Raw genomic sequence first — 18662 nt, forward strand, 5'->3', positions numbered from 1 at the left:
CAAGTCACCGTGTCACGGTGACTAGTGGCCTAAGCCTAGAAGATTCAGGCATTGCCCGCTTGGCGCAGAAAGACGACGATTGTTGAGATTGCCGGATACACAACGCCTGGGAGGCCAGATGTCACGCGAAACCATCGTTCTGGGGGCCGGCATGGTCGGCGTCTCCATCGCCTTGCACCTTGCTCGGCGCGGCCGCTCGGTCGTGCTGGTGGATCGCAAGGCACCGGGGCGCGAAACGTCCTTCGGCAATGCCGGAATCATTCAGCGCGAGGCGGTTCAGCCGCACTGCTTCCCACGCGATGCTGGCAGCCTATTGCGTATGTTGCCCAACCGCCGCGTCGACATCCGCTATCGCCCGGCAAGCGTGCTCGCGGCCGCCAATCCGCTCTGGCAGCACTGGCGTTATTCCGAACCGCGCCGTTATGCGCGTATCGTCCCCGAGTACGCATCGCTCATCATGCGCTGCACGGCTGAGCATGAAGCTCTGATCGAAGCGGCGGGCGCCGAATCGCTGGTCAAGAAAGAAGGCTGGATCGAGGCTTTTCGCTCGCCAAGCGTCTTTGACGAGCAACTGAAGAATGCCGCCGATGCACAAAAGCGCTTCGGTGTGGATTATCAAACGCTCGATCAAGCCTCGCTGAAGGCGCACGAGCCTTATCTTTCCGAGGCGTTATTGGGCGCCATCCATTGGACCAACGCGTGGACGGTGGTCGACCCCGGTGCCCTAGTGGCGGCTTACGCTCAGGCTTTCGCGGGGCTTGGCGGTCACATCGAAGAAACCGATGCGCGCGGCATCGCGCCAACCGCAAACGGATGGCGTGTCACCACGCGCGGGGGAAGCCTCGAAGCGCGGGAACTGGTGGTGGCGCTGGGGCCCTGGTCAGGCGCGTGGCTACGCCAATTGGATTATCGCTTGCCGCTCTTCCCCATGCGCGGCTACCACATGCACTACGCCGCCAGCGCTGACGCCAAGCTCAATCATTGGCTATTGGATTTCGATGTGGGCTACCTGCTGGCGCCCATGCGCGCCGGGATTCGGCTGACCACGGGGGCGGAGATCGCCAGTATCGACTCCCCACCCCGCACGAGCCAGCTCGATGCTGCGGAAGCCGCGGCCAGAAAGCTTTTCCCACTGGGTGAGCGACTCGATGCATCGCCCTGGAAAGGCGCGCGCCCGTGCATGCCAGACATGAAACCAGTCATCGGCCCGGCACCCAAGCATAAGGGGTTGTGGTTCGCCTTCGGCCATGGCCACCAGGGCTTCACGCTGGGCCCGGTCACCGGCCGCTTGCTGGGAGAAATGATGGATAACGAGCCACCTGCTGTCGATATGTCGCCTTTCCGAGCGGACCGCTTCTAACGCATCTGTGTATTGCGAATAAGTGTTGCCGCAGTCACAACGGCAGTGCCGTGGTGTACTTGATGCGCTCCATGGCGAATCGCGCCGACACGTCGCTCAAGCCATCGATGCCGTTGACCAGGCGCTTGTAGACCCGGTCGTAGGCGTTCATGTCGGCGACCTGCAGCTTGAGCAGGTAATCGTAATCGCCGGCCATGCGATAGAACTCGGTGACTTCCTCGAAGCCCTCGACCAGCGCCACGAAGCGCTCGTACCAGGCACTCGAATGATCGCGGGTGCGCAGTTGCACGAAGGCGGTCAACCCGAGCCCAAGCGGTCGGGGTCGAGCAGTGCCACCCGACCACGCAGCACGCCGCTTTCTTCCAAGCGCTTAAGACGTTTCCAGCACGGCGACGAGGTGAGATGAACCGCCTCGGCAAGCGCGTTCAGCGATAGCGTGGCATCGCGCTGCAAGAGCCTGAGCAACTCACGATCTATCTTATCGAGCAAGACAACATCCATCATGACACCATCCGAGAAAAATCATTCTCCAAATGTCGTTTATCGCGGGCTATTTTGGCAAGGATTACTCCCTCTGGCGGGATACGCTAGGCAACATCGAGTCATTCCAATTGCGCTCATCCAATGCCTGGAGCCGCCATGCCATCACTTGCCCCGCTACCCATTGCCAGGGATTCAACGACCGAATCGGCGAACATCGCCAACGATCGGCAGGGATTACGTGTCTGGCGGTACGAGCGGCTGGCGCGATTGCACGCGCTCAAGCGCCGCACACCCGCGACCCCACTGCATCGGCTGACGTTTCCAGGGCTGCCCGGTATCCGCGTGTATCTCAAGGATGAACGCGCCCACCCCAGCGGCAGCCTCAAGCATCGCCTCGCCGCCTCGCTGTTCGAGCATGCGCTGTGCCACGGCTGGCTGACGCCCGGCGCACCGGTGATCGAGGCATCGTCCGGCTCCACCGCCGTTTCCGAAGCCTGGTTCGCGCGCCGTCTCGGCTTGCCCTTTATTGCCGTGGTGCCACGCGGTACCGCGCGTGCCAAGCTCGATGCGATCACCGCCGAAGGCGGCCGGGTGCATGCCATCGACGATGCGGCGGCACTTTCCAGCACGGCGGCACGGCTCGCCGACGAGCTCGGCGGGCACTTCATGGACCAGTTCCGTTTCGCCAGCGAGGCCAGCGATTGGCGCGGCGATGACAACCTCGCCGCCGAGAGCCTGCGCCAGTTCGATGCCCTTGATGAACCCGCGCCGCAAGCGATCTTTCTGGGTGCCGGAACCGGCGGCACCGCCGCGACCTTCGCTCGGCATCTACGCTTGCGCGGCCTGGCGAGCGACATTCGTGGCGTCGACCCGCAATGTTCCGTTTATCGCTCGCTGTGGGCAGGTCACTCCACTTCCCTACTCACCGACTCGTCTTTGGGTCCCAACCCTATCGAAGGCATCGGCCGGCCCTGCCCCGCGCAGGCCTTTCTGCCGCAAGCCTTCGATGACATGCAGACCATCGAAGATGCCGCCAGCCTGGCCACCGCACGCTGGCTGAACGAGTGTTTCGGGTTGTGTGCCGGCCCCTCGACCGGCACCGCACTGATCGGCGCCTTGCGCCATGCCGAATGTCTGCACGAACGCGGAGAGCATGCGGTGCTACTGGCGCTGATCTGCGACGACGGCCAACGCTATCGCGACACGTTGTATAACGATGCTTGGCTCGAAAGGCGCTACCCGGCGCATCGCCAATACGCTGATGAGCTGGCACGAATCACCGCTATCGGTCGGGATAGTCAATAGGACCAGCGAGCCTCAAGACAAACATGGGATCTGGCACTAGGCTGTGATGGAGACTCGCGTCCCACCCTGCCGAGGAAAACGTCATGAACGAGGAAGCCTTCAATCTCAGCATCCGCAAGTTCCTAAAGAAAGTCGGCGTCGGCTCGCAGCATGAGATCGAGCAGGCGGTGTACAAGGCTATCGAGGATGGACAACTGAAAGGAACGGAAACCCTGCCGACGCACATGACGCTAGAAATCGGTGAACTCAGCCTCAAGGTCGATTTCGACGGCAAGGTCGAGCTGGAGTGATCGCAACGCCGAGTAACCGTCGGCATTCAATCCAGCGATTCCTCATCCGGATCGAGCAAGTGCGGCCCCGGCCCCTGCTCGGCGAGTTCATCCCAGGGATTGCGTAGCGGGCACTCGTCCAGCGAAAGACAACCGCAGCCGATGCAATGATCGAGTTGATCGCGCAGTTGGGTCAGCCCGGCAATGCGGGCGTTGAGCTCCTCCCGCCAGCTCGCCGACAGTCGGCGCCAGTCCGCCGCCGTAGGCTTATGCCCCTCGGGCAATGTCTTGAGCGCATCGCGAATCGAGGCAAGCGGCAGACCGGTGCGCTGGGCGACCTTGATAATCGCCACCCGGCGCAGCACATCGCGGGTATAACGGCGTTGATTACCCGCGTTGCGCCAGCTCGCGATCAACCCCTTGGCTTCGTAGAAATGCAGCGTGGAGACGGCAACGCCGCTACGCTTGGCGACTTCGCCCACGCTGAGTTGCTTATGGATACGCTCGCAATCGCTCTTGCTCATCACACACCTCTTGACCTAAAGCAATATTGAGGTTTTACGCTGATGACGCTCGGCTGACAAGGCCCTGGAGCAGGCGAGGCTAGCGTTACAGGCGCTCGACACTAGACGCTGGAGGCGTTGTCGAGGGCTCGCAAACCTTCCAGCCGTAAGCGATAACGGCGACGATCATCAGGGTAATCAACACTCGCCCGACCAGAATGATCCAGATATCCGCGCCGAGAGCCAACATGAGCAATGTGTCCTCGATCAGCGAGTGCGACAATGACAGCCACGCCAGGGCCAAGAAGCATGTGCGGGCTGAGAACCGTTGCTTTCTCGCTTCTTCGATGATGACCGCCCCGCCATAGGTCAGCCCAAGCAGTACCCCGACCGTCGTCACGGTCGCCACTCGCGAATCGAGCCCCGAGATTCTCAGCAGCGGCGTCAAGGCGGTGGTGATCCAGCGTGTTATGCCTAACCGATCGAAAATATCCAATAACAGCAGTAGCACGATGATGACCATGAACGTTATCGCCAGCGTGAACGCCGTAGACTGCATCCAGCCCCACAGACCAGTGCTTTCTCCCACCAGCGAGGAACCCCGCAGCCACTCCAGTGAGACCGGTTCGCTGAGGGCACCGCTCAGGCGGCACGCCCAGGCGACGCCAGCGCCATAGGCCAGCGCCACACCGATACGCAGTAGCGTGGTGAGCCAGAAGCTGGCCCCCGCGCGACGCACGATTGCCTGTTCGATGGGCAGCGCATGCGCGAACAGCATCATGGCGCACAAGGCGCTCAGTTGCCCTACGGTAAGCTCGAGATTCGATGCGAACCCGCTCAGGGCCGCAATTCCACCATACAGGCCCGTAAGCAGCGTAGTGGCCCATACGATGCCGGCCCCGGGAGGCAAATCGATCAGCGCCATTGCCGGGGCAATGGCGTATCCCAGCATTTCGACAAGGCCCAGCCGCTGCCCCACGTAGACGATGACCATCACCGGCAGCATTATCCTGGCCAGCGCAAGAAACGTTCGCCAGCTTCGTCCCAGCAAATTTTTAACGTAGGCGTAAAGGGTCATTGTGATCACCAATAATTGCGCAATGGCCCATCATAACGCAGGTGAATCACAACAATTTGCACGATTATTGTGCTATAAAAACATTTAACGCCTATTTAATCTTAAACAACGCCTTGAAATTGCGAACATGGAACTCGACGCTTTCGATCACCGCATCCTAACCGCCTTGCAACGCGATGCCGATATATCCAATACCCTGCTAGCCGATGCGATAGGCCTGTCGGCATCAGCCTGTTTACGCCGGGTCGCCCGGCTGAAGAAGCTGGGAGTGATTCGCCGGGTCGTGGCGGTGATCGATCCTGCCAAGGTCAATCGCGCCCTGACCGCGGTCGTCACGGTGGAGTTCGCACGCCACGGCAGTGGCTACCGCCAACAGTTCGTCGGCAAGGTGCGCAGCGAAGCCGCCATTACGCAATGCTATGTGGTGACCGGCGAGGTTTCGTGCGTTGTGATCCTTCATGTGCACGATATGGAGGAGTATCTATCGTTGGCCGATCGGCTCTTCGATCAGGACGAGAACGTACAGGCATTCCATACCTATATTGTCATGCAGACCGTCAAGCAGGAGACGAGCATCCCCCTGGAAGCGCCAAATCGTGCCGGGGATTGATCGCTGCACCGGAGGCTGACTGTCGGTCGGCCGATGGCGATGCCGATTTTCCTTGACCTAAAGCTAAGTTCAGGTTTTAGGGTGACCATCGAATCGCGCGAGATAGGCAATCGATGAATGGTAACATCGCCATTTCGATTTCGATCTCCGCCGCAGTGAATGGACATCACCCGATCGAGGCACCCACCATGTTTCGTTTCTTCGAGTCGCTGATCGACCCTTACCCTCAAGACGAGCCACGCACGCCACCCAACGGCCTGCTTGCCTTTCTGTACCACTATTCGAAGCCGGTCCTGCCGTTGCTGGCGGTGATGTCGGTACTCACCGCCTTGGTGTCCATCGCCGAGGTGGTGTTCTTCGCCTACATGGGCGAACTGGTCGACTGGCTCGGCGCTAGCGAGCGCGGCGCCTTCTTCGCCGAGCATGGTTGGGAGCTTGCCGGCATGGCGCTGTTGATCGTGGTGGTATTCCCGCTGCTGGTGCTGGCGCAGTCGCTGATCGTCCACCAGGGGATTTTCGGCAACTATCCGATGATCGTGCGCTGGCTCGCCCATCGCTACCTGCTCGATCAGAGCTTGCCGTTCTTTCAGGACGAGTTCGCCGGGCGTGTCTCGCAGAAGATCATGCAAACCGCGCTGGCGATCCGCGAGACGGTGATGAAGCTGATGGATGTCTTCGTCTACGTGGCGGTGTACTTCACCGGCGCGCTGTTTCTGCTCGGGCGTACCGAACTCTGGCTGGTCGCGCCGCTGGTCGTGTGGTTGGCGGGATATATGGCCATCGCGGTGTATTTCGTGCCGCGTCTGCGGCGCATCTCCAAGGCCCAGGCCGATGCGCGCGCGCAGATGACCGGCCGGGTCGTCGATAGCTACACCAATATCCAGACCATCAAACTGTTCGCCCATACACTGCGCGAGCAGGACTACGCGCGTGGCGCCATGGATGGCTTCATGCAGACGGTCTACAAGCAGATGCGGCTGGTGACCAAGCTCACCGTCTGCCTGCAGACGCTCAACTCGCTGCTGCTGGTCGCCATTGCCGGCATCGCCATATTCGCCTGGCATCAGGCGCTGATTTCGCTGGGCGCCATCGCCGTGGCCATCGCCCTGGTCATGCGCCTGCGCGCCATGTCGGACTGGATACTCTGGGAAATCGCTGGGTTGTTCGAGAACATCGGCACCGTTCAGGACGGTATCAATACCCTGGCGCAACCGAAGGCCATCGCCGATACCCCCGAGGCGCGGGAGCTGACCACGCCGCATAGCGAGATACGCCTCGAGCATGTGCGTTTTCGCTATGGCAACAACGGCGGCGGGCACAGCGAGCCACCGGTCATCGACGATCTGTCGCTGACCATCGCGCCGGGCGAGCGGGTCGGACTCGTCGGCCGCTCGGGTGCCGGCAAGTCGACACTGGTCAATCTGTTGTTGCGCTTCTATGAGCTTGAAAGCGGGCGTATTCTTATCGACGGTCAGGATATCGCCGGTGTCACCCAGGCGTCATTGCGACGCCAGATCGGCCTGGTCACCCAGGACACCTCGTTGCTGCACCGCTCGATCGCCGACAACATCGCCTATGGTCGCCCCGAGGCCAGCGAGGCAGACATCATCGAGGCGGCACGGCGCGCGCATGCCGACGGTTTTATCCGTGGGGCGTCGGACTCCAAGGGGCGAACCGGCTACGCCGCGCATGTCGGCGAACGCGGCGTCAAGCTCTCCGGCGGCCAGCGTCAGCGCATCGCGATTGCCCGGGTGTTGCTCAAGAATGCGCCGATCCTGATTCTCGACGAGGCGACCTCGGCGCTGGACTCGGAAATCGAGGCGGCAATCCAGGAGCAGCTATTCGCGCTGATGGAAGGCAAGACGGTGATCGCCATCGCGCATCGGCTGTCGACCATCGCCATGCTCGATCGACTGGTGGTCATGGACGCGGGGCGCATCGTCGAGACCGGTAGCCATGAGCAATTACTGCGCCAGGACGGCATCTATGCCGGATTATGGCGGCGCCAGTCCGGCGGTTTCCTGGGGCTCGATGCCCAGGCCGGGACCTCATCAGGGCCGCACGTCATGCCGACGACCTGATTTCATTTTTCTGTTAAGGACATCGCATGCAGCCAGCGATCCACGTCTCGAATCTCTCCAAGACCTACGACTCGGGATTCCAGGCGCTCAAGAATATCGATCTGGAAGTACGACGCGGCGAAATCTTCGCCCTACTCGGCCCCAACGGCGCCGGCAAGACGACACTGATCAGCATCATCTGCGGGCTGGTCAACCCCAGCGAAGGCACGGTACTGGCGGACGGCCACGATATCGTCAACGACTACCGCGCGGCCCGTGAGAAGATCGGCCTGGTGCCGCAGGAGTTGACCACCGATGCCTTCGAGACCGTATGGGCCACCGTCAGCTTCAGTCGTGGGCTGTTCGGCAAACCCGCCAATCCCGCGCACATCGAGAAGGTGCTCAAGGACCTAGCCCTGTGGGACAAGCGCCATAACCGGTTGATTACACTCTCGGGCGGCATGAAGCGCCGCGTGCTGATCGCCAAGGCGCTATCCCACGAGCCGCAGATCCTGTTTCTCGACGAGCCGACCGCTGGCGTCGATGTCGAGTTGCGCCGCGACATGTGGGAAGTGGTGCGCCTGCTGCGCGAAAGCGGCGTGACGATCATTCTGACTACCCATTACATCGAAGAAGCCGAAGAGATGGCCGACCGCATCGGGGTGATCAGCAGGGGCGAGATCATCCTGGTGGAAGACAAAGCCGAACTCATGCACAAGCTCGGCAGAAAGCAATTGACGCTGCATCTGCAATACCCGCTCGAGCGCATTCCCGCGACACTTGGCGCGCATGACCTGGCGCTCGCCGAAGACGGCACCGAGCTGACCTACACCTACGACACCCAGGAGGAACGCACCGGGATTACCGGCCTGCTCGGCGATCTCAATGCCGCCGGCATCGACTTCAAGGATCTGCACACCCGGCAGAGTTCGCTGGAGGAAATCTTCGTCAACCTGGTAAGGGAACGCCAATGAATCTCCAAGCAGTTCGCTCGATTTACACCTTCGAAATGGCACGCGCGCGGCGCACGCTGCTACAGAGCGTCGTGTCGCCGGTCATCTCGACCTCGCTGTACTTCGTGGTGTTCGGCGCGGCGATCGGCTCGCGCATCAGCCATATCGAGGGGATCAGCTACGGTGCCTTCATCGTGCCGGGTCTGATCATGCTGATGCTGCTGACGCAGAGCGTCTCGAACGCCTCCTTCGCGATCTTCTTCCCCCGCTTCTCGGGCACGATCTACGAGTTACTGTCGGCGCCGATCGCCTATTACGAGATCGTGATCGGTTATGTCGGCGCGGCCGCCACCAAATCGATCGTGCTCGGCCTGATCATTCTCGCCACGGCGGGCTTTTTCGTGCCGCTCGAGATCGCCCATCCGCTGTGGATGCTGGCGTTCCTGGTGCTCACGGCGGTGACGTTCAGTCTGCTCGGCTTCATCATCGGTATCTGGGCCGACGGCTTCGAGAAGCTGCAACTCGTGCCGCTGCTGATCATCACGCCACTGACGTTCCTCGGCGGCAGCTTTTATTCCGTCGACATGCTGCCGCCGGTCTGGCAAACGGTCACGCTATTCAACCCGGTGGTCTACCTAGTCAGCGGTTTTCGTTGGAGCTTTTATGGCATCAGTGACGTCAGCGTGACCGCGAGCCTGCTGATGATCCTGGTCTTTCTGACGCTGTGCCTGGGCCTGGTGGCGTGGATATTCAAGACCGGTTATCGGATCAAGCCATGACATCGAAGCGCACCACCACCCCAGACTACAAAGCGCCCCATTAAGGGCATAACCTGATAGTCATCGATAGTCACTCTGGATACTTCATGGAGGCTAGTGATGACGCCAAATAAGATGATGTACCGCCCCGGCGATGCCCTGCTGATCGTCGACATGCAAAACGATTTTTGCGAGGGCGGCGCGTTGGCCGTGACTGGCGGCCAGAAGCTGATCCCGGCAATCAATACCGAGAGCGCCGATGCAGACATAGCGGGTGCACTTGTCATCGCATCGCGCGACTGGCACCCCGTCGACCATTGCAGCTTCGCGGCCCAGGGCGGGCCGTGGCCGGAGCACTGTATTCAGGATACCCCCGGGGCTGCCTTTCACCCTGAGCTGGAACTTCCCAGCAACACCGTGAAAGTCAGCAAAGGCACCGCCTTCGACCGCGACGCCTACTCGGCCTTCGATGGCACTGGGCTGGCTACCTTCCTCCAGCACCGCGATATCTCGCGCGTCATCGTCTGTGGGCTGGCAATGGATGTATGCGTCCGCGCGACGGTGATGGACTCCCTTGATGCCGGCTTCGCGACTTGCCTGCTGAATAAACTCACCGAGCCCGTAGCGATAGATCGGCGCCAGACGTGCCGGGACGAGTTGCGTGCGGCAGGCTGTGAGATCGTGACATGAAGATACCCAACCCGAGAGTGGCTGTGCTCAGCCTGCTCGGTTTCATCATCGGTATCTGAGCCGATGGCTTCGAGAAGCTGCAACGCGTGCCGCTGCTGATCATCACGCCACTGACGTTCCTCGGCGGCAGTTTCTATTCCATCGACATGCTGCCGCCAGTCTGGCAAACGGTCACGCTATTCAACCCGGTGGTTTACCTGGTCAGCGGTTTTCGCTAGAGCTTTTATAACATCAGTGACGTCAGCGTGGCCGCGAGCCTGGTGATGATCCTGGCCTTTCTGACGCTGTGCCTGGGCCTGGTGACGTGGATCTTCAAGACCGGTTATCGGATCAAGCCATAACGACTATTGGTTCCATTATCATCCTGGAAAGTGGCTCTTATGCAAGAGCCACTATTCGGCTAGCCTGCCCCTTTGTGCGCCACGAGAAAGCAGCATGTATCTACCCAAGCAGTTTCGAGAGACACGTGCCTCCGCGCTGCACGCACTGATCGAGCGCCATCCGTTCGCCACCCTCGTTACGCAGGGCTCGGACGGTCTCGACGCCGACCACCTGCCCTTCGTGCTGGATGCCGATAGCGGCGAACACGGCCGCTTGCGCGGCCATGTCGCCCGAGCCAACCCGCTTTGGAAAAGCGTCTCGGACAACGCCGACGTGCTGGTCGTCTTTCAAGGGCCGCAGGCATATATCACGCCATCGTGGTATCCCGCCAAGCGCGAGCACGGCAAGGTCGTGCCGACCTGGAACTACGGCTTCGTGCATGCTCACGGGCGTATTCGCTTCATTGAGGATGCCGATTGGCTATACCGGCTGGTCGACGATCTCACCAACGCTCATGAAGCCGGGCGTGAAGCCCCCTGGCATGTTCAGGACGCGCCCGCCGATTACATCGCCAAGATGAGCCGCGCGATCGTCGGCGTGGAGATCGAGATCACGCGGCTGGTGGGCAAGTGGAAGGCCAGCCAGCACAAGCCCGACGACGAGCGCCAGGGGATCGAGCGGGGGCTGCACGAGGAGAGCGGCTTATCGCGACGCGACAGCGGCTATCTGGCCGGCAGGGATTCATGAACGCGCCTTGTCGATTTAAGAACCCAACTGACGACCACTACCGCCCCGAGTAGCGTGCCTCCAAACACCTGCAAGGCGATAGCATGGCCGAAAGCATCGACCATGGCTCCCGTCGTGATGACGGGCAAGCTGAAACCGATATACGCCATCAGAAAGAAACCGGCGCTCGCTCGCGACTTTTGCTGGCCAGCCACTTCAAGCACACCGCTCAGGCCACCAAGGTAGATAAAGCCGTAGCAGGCGCTGCTGGCAGCGACGGCACCTATCAGCAACGTCAGCGTGGCCGCAAGCGTGGTGATGGTTCTGTTCTTTCTGACGCTGTGCCTAAGCGTGGTGGCGTGGATATTCAAGACCGGTTATCGGATCAAGCCCTGAGAAACCACCTTGATGAATACCTGCACGCGCGGGTTTTCTCATGACAGGCATGAAGTCGCTCTTTCATGTATTACTCGCTTTTGAACAGAGCCTTGAACTGACGTGGCTGGCTGCGCAGGTACTGGTTAGGCGCATGCACGCTGGCGCCGAGTTGCGCTGCCGCATGCCACGGCCAGCGGGGGTCGTAAAGCATGGCTCGCGCCAACGCGATGGCATCGGCGTCGCCGGTGCCGATTATCGCCTCGGCCTGCTCCGGCTCGGTGATCAGGCCGACGGCGATGATCGGCATGGCAACCGCCGCCTTGACGGCACGTGCAAAGGGCACCTGATAGTTCGGCCCCAGGGGAACGCTCTGCTTCGGCGTCAAGCCGCCTCCGGAAAGATGCAGGAAGCTGCAGCCGCGCGAGTCGAGTGCCTGGGCGAGCGCCAAGGTCTGCTCCAAGTCCCAGCCACCAGCTGCCCAGTCGCTACCCGACACGCGCATGCCTACCGGTTTATCGGCGGGAAATGCATCGCGCACGGCCTCGAACACTTCCAGCGGAAAACGCAGGCGGTTCTCGAGACTGCCGCCATACTCGTCGTCACGCTGGTTGGAGAGCGGCGACAGAAACTCATGCAGCAGGTAACCGTGCGCCCCATGCAGTTCGATCAACTCGAGCCCCAGGCGCTCGGCACGCCGAGCGGCGGCGACGAAATCATCGCGCACCTGATCGAGCTGCTCCCGCGTCAACGCACTAGGCGGGCGGTCGTCATCGCCATGAGCGATCGCCGAAGGCGCCAGCGCTTGCCAGCCGCCCTCCTCGATCGGAACCTGCCCACCGCCCTGCCAGGGGGCACGGCTCGATGCCTTGCGGCCGGCATGGCCCAACTGGATACCCAGCGGAATCGGCGAATAGCGCCTCACTGCCGTAAGCACCCGCTTCAGCGCCTGCTCGTTGGCATCCGACCACAGGCCAAGGTCTGCCGGACTGATGCGCCCTTCCGGCGATACCGCCGTCGCCTCGAGAATCAGCAGCCCCGCCCCGGAAAAGGCCAGGTGGCCGAGATGAATCAGGTGCCAATCGGTCGCGCAGCCCTCCTCGGCCGAGTATTGGCACATCGGGGCGATGACGATGCGATTGTCTAACTCGAGCGAACCGAGTCGTAACGGCGTAAATAGCGTGGGTGTTGACATCGGCGCATCCCGAAACGAAGTGAGCATAAAATGTAGCAAGCTAATAATTTCTGCGCAATTCCATGGAGATTGCGTCCGAAGTATCGCACTTGGAAGAAGCGGTTGGGTATATTCTGGCAGTTCACCATCTCGCGTGATGATAGTGGTTATCTGGCAGGTAAAACCCTCTAAGCTAGACCGATCCAACCCACTGCCGAGCACTCTCAATGTCGCTAACTACCTGGTTATTGTTCGTCGCCGTTGCCGCCATCAGTATTCTGAGCCCTGGCCCGGCGTTCCTGGTGGCCATACGCAATGGCATGTCCGGCGGCGTTCGCCGGGTGGCCGTTTCGTCGCTGGGCAATATTATCGGCCTGCTCGCCGTGGCGGGTACCGCGGTGCTGGGTCTGGGTGTGGTGCTTAAAACCTCGGAGTGGCTGTTCACCGCACTCAAGCTGTTCGGTGCCGGCTATCTGATTTACCTGGGGGTCCGCCAGTGGCGAAGCCGGGAAAGCCTTGCCGTGGCCAGCGCCTCCATGCCGAAGCGTGGCAGGGTTCATGTATTCGGCGAGGGCCTGTTGGTCGCCCTTGGCAACCCCAAGGCCATCCTGTTTTTCACCGCGCTGTTTCCGCAATTTCTGGATACCAGCGTGCCACTGTGGCCGCAGTTCACGATCATGGTCGGCACCTTCATGGCGCTTTCGTTCTGCACGCTGGTGATTTACGGCAGTCTCGCCCGGCGTATCGCGGGTCTGTTCGGCTCGGCGCGCCGCGTGCTATGGATCAACCGGCTGGTGGGTAGCGCGTTCGTTGGCCTGGGCGTCTCGCTGCTGCGGCTGCGCCAGCCGCTATGATCGGGACCTCGAACCCCATCACGACCGCAGGTTCTTGCGCGGGGAACATTCGCCGCCCAGCGGGCATCCTAGCGTGACTGGCAAGGCTGTCGCGACGGGAGAAAACATGCGGATGCCATTGTGCAAGGCGATTGGAGTCTTCGTCTTGCTAGCCGTGTTCAGCCTGCCGGCACTGGCGGGTCTAGCCAACCCGGTAGCTTTCCAGGCGACGTATCATCTCAGCGTCGATGGCTGGCCCGATGCGCGTATCAGCCATCGGCTGTCGCAGCGTGGCGAGGTGTGGCAGAGCGAGATGCGCGCGGCGATCTCGATCGCCAAGGGCGATGAGCGCAGCCGCTTCCGAATCGAGGGCGAGACCACCGATGCCGAGTCCTACGCTAGCGGTTACAACCTGCTGGGCTTTGGCGAACGCTATCGGCTTACCGAAGACGACCTGAGCACACTGCCCGATCGTCAAACGGCGCTGTTCGCGCTCTCGCGGCGTGCGCCCGAGGCACGCTGCACTCACGATCGGGCGCCCTGCACGCTGCATTACCTCGGCTACAAGGGCGAGGAGGAAACGCTGCGCTATCGGGTGATCGAGCGCGGCGAGACACGACTGCCCCCCGGCACCTTCCCCAGCGTCACGGTCGATAGCTGGGACCCCGAGAAACCCGACCGCCACTTGGTATTCACCTTTCATCGTAAAATGCCGGGGCTGCTGCTGGCCATGGAGTATCGACGCGACGGCGAACGCCAAAGTCGCCTGACGCTGACGCAATTGACCCTTAGCGAAGAAGCGCCTGCCCATCAGCAAAACTGATAGGCCATCAGCGAAAATCACTGACGCAAATAGCCACCAGACGCTAAAGTAGCCGGTCGTTTCACTGCAAGGGATGCCCAATGCTCGCCGGCTTATTACTCATACTGCTGCCACTGATCGTGGGTTATCTGGTCCCGGTACGCGATGAACGCGCCCTGGCCGCGATCAATCGCGGCGTGAATTTCTCGGTGTATGCGATTCTCGGCCTGATGGGCGTCAGCCTGACCGGCCTCGAGGATCTTGGCGGCCAGTTGGCGCGCATGGGCGGCCAGGCCGCGCTGCTGTTCGCGGTGATCACGCCGATCAATCTTGCCGCGCTGTGGTGGCTGTCGCGGCGCAGCCGCTTGCACATCGGCGACTCCAAAGTGGTCGAGGGCGCGCCGACCAGCAAGCTCGCGGCGATGCTCGGTTCGCTGGCGTTGGCGGGCGTGGTGGTGCTCGGCGTACTCGCCGGGCTGGGCTTTGGCACGCTAGGTTTCAATGAGGCACCCGCGCTCGCCGAGCAACTCGCTGAATGGGTGCTGTATGCGCTGCTCGGGTTGATCGGTTGCCAGCTACGCAATTCCGGCATGCCGCTCAAGCAGATTCTGCTAAATCGTCATGGCTTGGCCATCGCTACCACGGTGGCGGTGAGTTCACTGGTCGCCGGCTTGCTGGCCGCGCCGCTGCTCGGGCTGCGCTGGAACGAAGGTCTGGCAATGGCCGCCGGCTTCGGCTGGTACTCGCTGTCAGGCATTCTGATCGGCGACCAACTCGGCCCAGTGCTGGGCGGCGTGGCGTTCTTCAACGACCTGGCCCGCGAGTTGCTGGCCTTCCTGCTGATTCCGCTGGTCATCCACCGCACCACACCGCTGGCCATCGGCTACGGTGGCGCCACCTCGATGGACTTCACGTTGCCGGTCATTCAGCAACACGGTGGCGTGGCCTGCGTGCCTATCGCCGTGGTCAGTGGGTTCATTCTGTCGCTGCTATCGCCGCCACTGATCCTGTTTTTGTTATCTTTGTAGTAAATTTACCAAAAATAACGCAGCTCGCGTGACACTGAACGATTCCGCTTAGTCTTTGAATTTCCTGTCGTGTCAGTGACTTCTGAATCAATAATAGCTAATGCTGCGGCGCAGCTACTCATAAAGTCTAGGTTGATACGAGAGGTCACTGGTGGCTAACTTTCCAACATATCTTAAACGATTAAGACGACGTTTAAAGCCACACTGACAACAACAATCGACGAGGACACTCATGCGCCCATTTATGACCCGTAAACTGATCCCCGTGCTCGCCTTGGCCGGCGCCGGTATAGGCCAGGCCCACGCCGCCGATCTGACCATCTCCTGTGGCGCCGTGGGCGCCGAACTCATCCTGTGCAAGGAAGGCGTCAAGGCCTGGGAGGAAAAGACCGGGTATAGCGTCGATATCGTTTCCACGCCCAGCTCGTCGACCGCGCGCCTGTCGCTGTATCAGCAGATTCTTTCCGCGCAATCCGACGACATCGACGTGCTGCAGATCGATGTGGTGTGGCCGGGCATGCTGGCCAATCACTTGATCGACCTGCGCGAGCATGGCGGAGAAGATATCGCCGAGGGCCACTTCCAGACCATCGTCGACAACAACACCGTCGACGGTCGACTGGTCGCCATGCCCTGGTTCACCGATGCCGGGGTGCTCTACTACCGCAAGGATCTACTCACCGAATACGGCCATGAGGTGCCCGAGACCTGGCAGGAAATGACCAATATTGCCAGCGACATCCAGGCCGCCGAACGCGAGGCCGGCAACGACAAGATTTGGGGCTACGTATTCCAGGGGCGCGCCTACGAAGGGCTGACCTGCAATGCGCTGGAGTGGGTGGCGAGTTACGGCGGCGGCACCATCGTCGACGATCAGGGCGAAGTCACCATCAACAACCCACGTGCCGCGGCGGCGCTCGATCAGGCCGCTAGCTGGATCGGCGAGATTTCACCCAAGGGCGTGCTCAATTACACCGAGGAAGAGGCCCGCGGGGTGTTCCAGACGGGCAACGCGGTGTTCATGCGCAACTGGCCATATGCCTGGGCGCTGGCGCAGAGCGAGTCGAGCGATATTCGTGGCAAGGTCGGGGTGACCACCCTGCCCCACGGCCCCGAGGGCGAGAGCGCGGCGGCGCTGGGTGGCTGGAACCTGGCGATTTCCAAGTACAGCGAGAGCACCGAACTCGCCGTCAAGCTGGTGACGTATCTGACCTCCAAGGAAGAGCAGAAGCGTCGCGCCATCGAAGGCTCCTATAACCCGACCATCAAGGCGCTGTACCAGGATCAGGAAGTGCTCGCCGCAGTGCCCTTCTTCGGCACGCTCTACGACACCTTCGTCAATGCCGTGGCACGCCCGTCCGCCGCCACCGGCTCCGCTTATGGTCGGGTGAGTAACGCCTTCTTCAATACCGTGCATGGCGTGCTGTCGGGCAATCAGAGCAGCGAGCAGGCGCTCGAGAAACTCGAAGACGAACTCAACCTTATCAAACGCCGTAACTGGTAACCCTGGAGCGCGCCATGGCTATTTCCGAACCCCTGAGCGCGCCGCGTGCCGTGCGCCGCACCCGAAGCACCCAGGTGCGGCGCCAGCGCGTTCGCGCCGCCTGGCTATTCCTTTTACCGATGCTGGTGGCACTGGCCCTGGTGGCCGGCTGGCCGCTCATCCGCACCTTCTATCTCAGCTTCACCGATGCGTCGCTGGCCAATACCGGCGGCGCGCAATTCATCGGCTTCGAGAACTATCTGCTGTATTACGAGGGCACCTGGTACGGTCTGCTCGTCGACCCGGAGTGGTGGCGTTCGGTGTGGAACACGCTGTTCTTCAGCGTGGTTTCGGTGTCGCTGGAGACTTTCTTCGGGGTCATCGTCGCGCTGATTCTGAATGCCGAATTTCGTGGCCGCATGTTGGTGCGCGCGGCGGTGCTGATCCCCTGGGCGATCCCCACCATCGTCTCGGCCAAGATGTGGGCGTGGATGCTCAACGACCAGTTCGGGATCATCAATCATGCCCTGATGGGCCTGGGGATCATCGATAATCCACTAGCCTGGACCGCCAATGCCGACCTCTCTATGTGGGCGGTGATCATGGTCGATGTGTGGAAGACCATTCCCTTCGTCGCGCTGCTGGTGCTGGCGGCGTTGCAGATGCTCCCCAAGGATTGCTACGAGGCCGCCGAGGTCGACGGTATCAATCCAATCAAGGTGTTCTTCCGGGTGACCCTGCCGCTGATTACGCCGGCATTACTGGTCGCGGTGATCTTCCGCGCGCTCGATGCGCTGCGCGTGTTCGATGTCATCTATGTGCTGACCTCGAACTCCACCAGCACCATGACCATGTCGATCTACGCCCGCCAGCAATTGGTCCAGTTTCAGGATGTCGGCTATGGCAGCGCCGCCTCGACCCTGCTGTTTCTGATTATCGCGCTGGTGACCGTGGCCTACCTCTACCTGGGCCGTCGCCAGTTGGGAGGTGACTCATGAACTCGCGCCAACTCATCGCCATCGCCAAGCGTGCCGGCTTCTGGGCGCTGATCGGCGTGCTGATGGTGTATGCCATCTTCCCGTTCTACTACGCCGTGATTACTTCGCTCAAACCGGCAAGCCAGCTATTTCGTGTCGATTACTGGCTGAACTCGGTGGACTTTTCCAACTATGAGCGCGTGCTCACCCAAGGCAGCTTTCTCCAGGCCATCGGCAACTCGGTGCTGGTCGCGGTCTGCGTGGTGTTCATCGCCTTGCTGCTGGGCCTGACCGCCGCTTACGCACTCGGTCGGGTACGCTTTCGCGGGCGCAACTCGGTGCTGCTGATCGTGCTTGGCGTGTCGATGTTCCCGCAGGTCGCGGTACTCGCCGGACTGTTCGAGGTCGTTCGCGTGCTGAACATCTACAACAGCCCCTGGGCGCTGGTGTTGAGCTACACCATCTTCACGTTGCCGTTCACCGTGTGGGTGTTGACCACCTTCATGCGCCAGCTACCCATGGAACTGGAAGAGGCCGCGATCATGGACGGCGCCACACCCTGGGTGACCATCACCCGCGTATTCATGCCGCTGATGTGGCCGGCCATGGCGACCACTGGCCTGCTGGCCTTCATCGCCGCCTGGAACGAGTTTCTGTTCGCACTGACCTTCACGCTCACCGACAGCCAACGCACCGTGCCGGTGGCCATCGCGCTGATTTCCGGCGGTAGCCCGCACGAGTTGCCATGGGGAACGATCATGGCCGCCTCGGTGGTGGTTACCGTGCCATTGGTAGTGCTGGTGATGATTTTTCAGCGGCGCATCGTTTCGGGGCTGACGGCCGGCGCCGTGAAAGGCTGAACCACGTTTGTATT

Annotated in this window: 21 protein-coding genes and 1 pseudogene; 17 read left to right on the top strand and 5 right to left on the bottom strand. The window is 61.2% G+C overall.

Annotated elements, in window-relative coordinates; translation table 11 throughout:
- The first annotated feature begins 118 nt into the window (after window positions 1-118).
- Window positions 119-1360 carry an NAD(P)/FAD-dependent oxidoreductase gene (locus BLR92_RS05155; RefSeq protein WP_089726228.1) on the top strand — a complete coding sequence of 414 codons (1242 nt, stop codon included), beginning with the start codon at window positions 119-121 and terminating at the stop codon, window positions 1358-1360.
- A 34-nt stretch (window positions 1361-1394) separates the two neighbouring features.
- Here BLR92_RS05155 and BLR92_RS20120 read toward each other — a convergent pair whose 3' ends face one another.
- Together BLR92_RS20120 and BLR92_RS20125 are read right to left on the bottom strand one after the other, a co-directional pair.
- Window positions 1395-1649: an Lrp/AsnC ligand binding domain-containing protein gene (locus BLR92_RS20120; RefSeq protein WP_340148212.1), complete on the bottom strand. Its 255-nt coding sequence runs from the start codon at window positions 1647-1649 to the stop codon at window positions 1395-1397.
- Window positions 1650-1657: 8 nt separating this feature from the next.
- The gene (locus tag BLR92_RS20125; protein ID WP_340148213.1) at window positions 1658-1849 is read right to left on the bottom strand and encodes an Lrp/AsnC family transcriptional regulator; all 192 of its coding nucleotides are present in this window, start codon (window positions 1847-1849) and stop codon (window positions 1658-1660) included.
- Window positions 1850-1999: 150 nt separating this feature from the next.
- Here BLR92_RS20125 and BLR92_RS05165 point away from each other — a divergent pair, with 150 nt between their 5' ends.
- Both BLR92_RS05165 and BLR92_RS05170 read left to right on the top strand, forming a co-directional pair.
- The gene (locus tag BLR92_RS05165; protein WP_089726230.1) at window positions 2000-3148 is read left to right on the top strand and encodes a PLP-dependent cysteine synthase family protein; all 1149 of its coding nucleotides are present in this window, start codon (window positions 2000-2002) and stop codon (window positions 3146-3148) included.
- An 83-nt stretch (window positions 3149-3231) separates the two neighbouring features.
- On the top strand, window positions 3232-3438 hold the full coding sequence (locus tag BLR92_RS05170; RefSeq protein ID WP_089726233.1) for a DUF6494 family protein: 207 nt from the start codon (window positions 3232-3234) through the stop codon (window positions 3436-3438).
- Between the two features lie 26 nt (window positions 3439-3464).
- On the opposite strand, the gene soxR is transcribed toward BLR92_RS05170, so the two are convergent.
- Window positions 3465-3941, bottom strand: coding sequence for a redox-sensitive transcriptional activator SoxR (gene soxR, locus BLR92_RS05175; RefSeq protein ID WP_089726235.1), 477 nt, complete (start codon window positions 3939-3941; stop codon window positions 3465-3467).
- A gap of 85 nt (window positions 3942-4026) precedes the next feature.
- Window positions 4027-4998, bottom strand: a complete 972-nt coding sequence (locus BLR92_RS05180) for a hypothetical protein (RefSeq protein WP_217636539.1) — start codon at window positions 4996-4998, stop codon at window positions 4027-4029.
- A 127-nt stretch (window positions 4999-5125) separates the two neighbouring features.
- On the opposite strand from BLR92_RS05180, the gene BLR92_RS05185 reads away from it, so the two are divergent.
- From BLR92_RS05185 to BLR92_RS20130, 8 genes and pseudogenes are all read left to right on the top strand, one after another.
- Window positions 5126-5608: an Lrp/AsnC family transcriptional regulator gene (locus BLR92_RS05185; protein ID WP_089726237.1), complete on the top strand. Its 483-nt coding sequence runs from the start codon at window positions 5126-5128 to the stop codon at window positions 5606-5608.
- A 188-nt stretch (window positions 5609-5796) separates the two neighbouring features.
- A complete protein-coding gene (locus BLR92_RS05190) occupies window positions 5797-7689 on the top strand; it encodes an ABC transporter ATP-binding protein (RefSeq protein ID WP_089726920.1) in 1893 nt (630 codons plus the stop codon).
- 26 nt (window positions 7690-7715) lie between these two features.
- Window positions 7716-8642, top strand: coding sequence for an ABC transporter ATP-binding protein (locus BLR92_RS05195; protein ID WP_089726239.1), 927 nt, complete (start codon window positions 7716-7718; stop codon window positions 8640-8642).
- Entirely contained in the window at window positions 8639-9400 is a 762-nt protein-coding gene (locus BLR92_RS05200) for an ABC transporter permease (protein WP_089726240.1), read from the top strand. The genes BLR92_RS05195 and BLR92_RS05200 overlap by 4 nt, the downstream gene beginning before the upstream one ends.
- Window positions 9401-9499: 99 nt before the next feature.
- On the top strand, window positions 9500-10069 hold the full coding sequence (locus tag BLR92_RS05205) for a nicotinamidase (RefSeq protein ID WP_089726242.1): 570 nt from the start codon (window positions 9500-9502) through the stop codon (window positions 10067-10069).
- A gap of 29 nt (window positions 10070-10098) precedes the next feature.
- Window positions 10099-10410 (top strand): annotated as a pseudogene (locus BLR92_RS05210) (ABC transporter permease); the annotation flags it as partial.
- Between the two features lie 94 nt (window positions 10411-10504).
- A complete protein-coding gene (locus BLR92_RS05215; RefSeq protein ID WP_089726244.1) occupies window positions 10505-11137 on the top strand; it encodes an FMN-binding negative transcriptional regulator in 633 nt (210 codons plus the stop codon).
- Window positions 11138-11220: 83 nt separating this feature from the next.
- Entirely contained in the window at window positions 11221-11556 is a 336-nt protein-coding gene (locus BLR92_RS20130) for a hypothetical protein (protein ID WP_175488728.1), read from the top strand.
- 26 nt (window positions 11557-11582) lie between these two features.
- Here BLR92_RS20130 and BLR92_RS05225 read toward each other — a convergent pair whose 3' ends face one another.
- On the bottom strand, window positions 11583-12686 hold the full coding sequence (locus BLR92_RS05225) for an NADH:flavin oxidoreductase/NADH oxidase (protein WP_089726922.1): 1104 nt from the start codon (window positions 12684-12686) through the stop codon (window positions 11583-11585).
- A gap of 206 nt (window positions 12687-12892) precedes the next feature.
- Between BLR92_RS05225 and BLR92_RS05230 the strand changes: the two genes are divergently transcribed.
- The 6 genes from BLR92_RS05230 to BLR92_RS05255 all read left to right on the top strand — a co-directional run bounded on the left by BLR92_RS05230 (window position 12893) and on the right by BLR92_RS05255 (window position 18648).
- Window positions 12893-13519 (top strand): LysE family translocator, encoded by a 627-nt coding sequence (locus tag BLR92_RS05230; protein WP_089726246.1) that lies wholly within the window; start codon window positions 12893-12895, stop codon window positions 13517-13519.
- A gap of 106 nt (window positions 13520-13625) precedes the next feature.
- Window positions 13626-14321 carry a hypothetical protein gene (locus BLR92_RS05235; RefSeq protein WP_089726248.1) on the top strand — a complete coding sequence of 232 codons (696 nt, stop codon included), beginning with the start codon at window positions 13626-13628 and terminating at the stop codon, window positions 14319-14321.
- A gap of 80 nt (window positions 14322-14401) precedes the next feature.
- Window positions 14402-15328 carry a LysO family transporter gene (locus BLR92_RS05240; RefSeq protein WP_089726250.1) on the top strand — a complete coding sequence of 309 codons (927 nt, stop codon included), beginning with the start codon at window positions 14402-14404 and terminating at the stop codon, window positions 15326-15328.
- Between the two features lie 244 nt (window positions 15329-15572).
- On the top strand, window positions 15573-16832 hold the full coding sequence (locus BLR92_RS05245) for an ABC transporter substrate-binding protein (RefSeq protein ID WP_089726924.1): 1260 nt from the start codon (window positions 15573-15575) through the stop codon (window positions 16830-16832).
- 14 nt (window positions 16833-16846) lie between these two features.
- Window positions 16847-17809 (top strand): carbohydrate ABC transporter permease, encoded by a 963-nt coding sequence (locus tag BLR92_RS05250; RefSeq protein WP_089726251.1) that lies wholly within the window; start codon window positions 16847-16849, stop codon window positions 17807-17809.
- Window positions 17806-18648 (top strand): carbohydrate ABC transporter permease, encoded by an 843-nt coding sequence (locus BLR92_RS05255; RefSeq protein ID WP_089726254.1) that lies wholly within the window; start codon window positions 17806-17808, stop codon window positions 18646-18648. The genes BLR92_RS05250 and BLR92_RS05255 overlap by 4 nt, the downstream gene beginning before the upstream one ends.
- Window positions 18649-18662: the final 14 nt, after the last annotated feature.

It is taken from the genome of Modicisalibacter muralis (genome assembly GCF_900102945.1).
Classification (GTDB): domain Bacteria; phylum Pseudomonadota; class Gammaproteobacteria; order Pseudomonadales; family Halomonadaceae; genus Modicisalibacter; species Modicisalibacter muralis.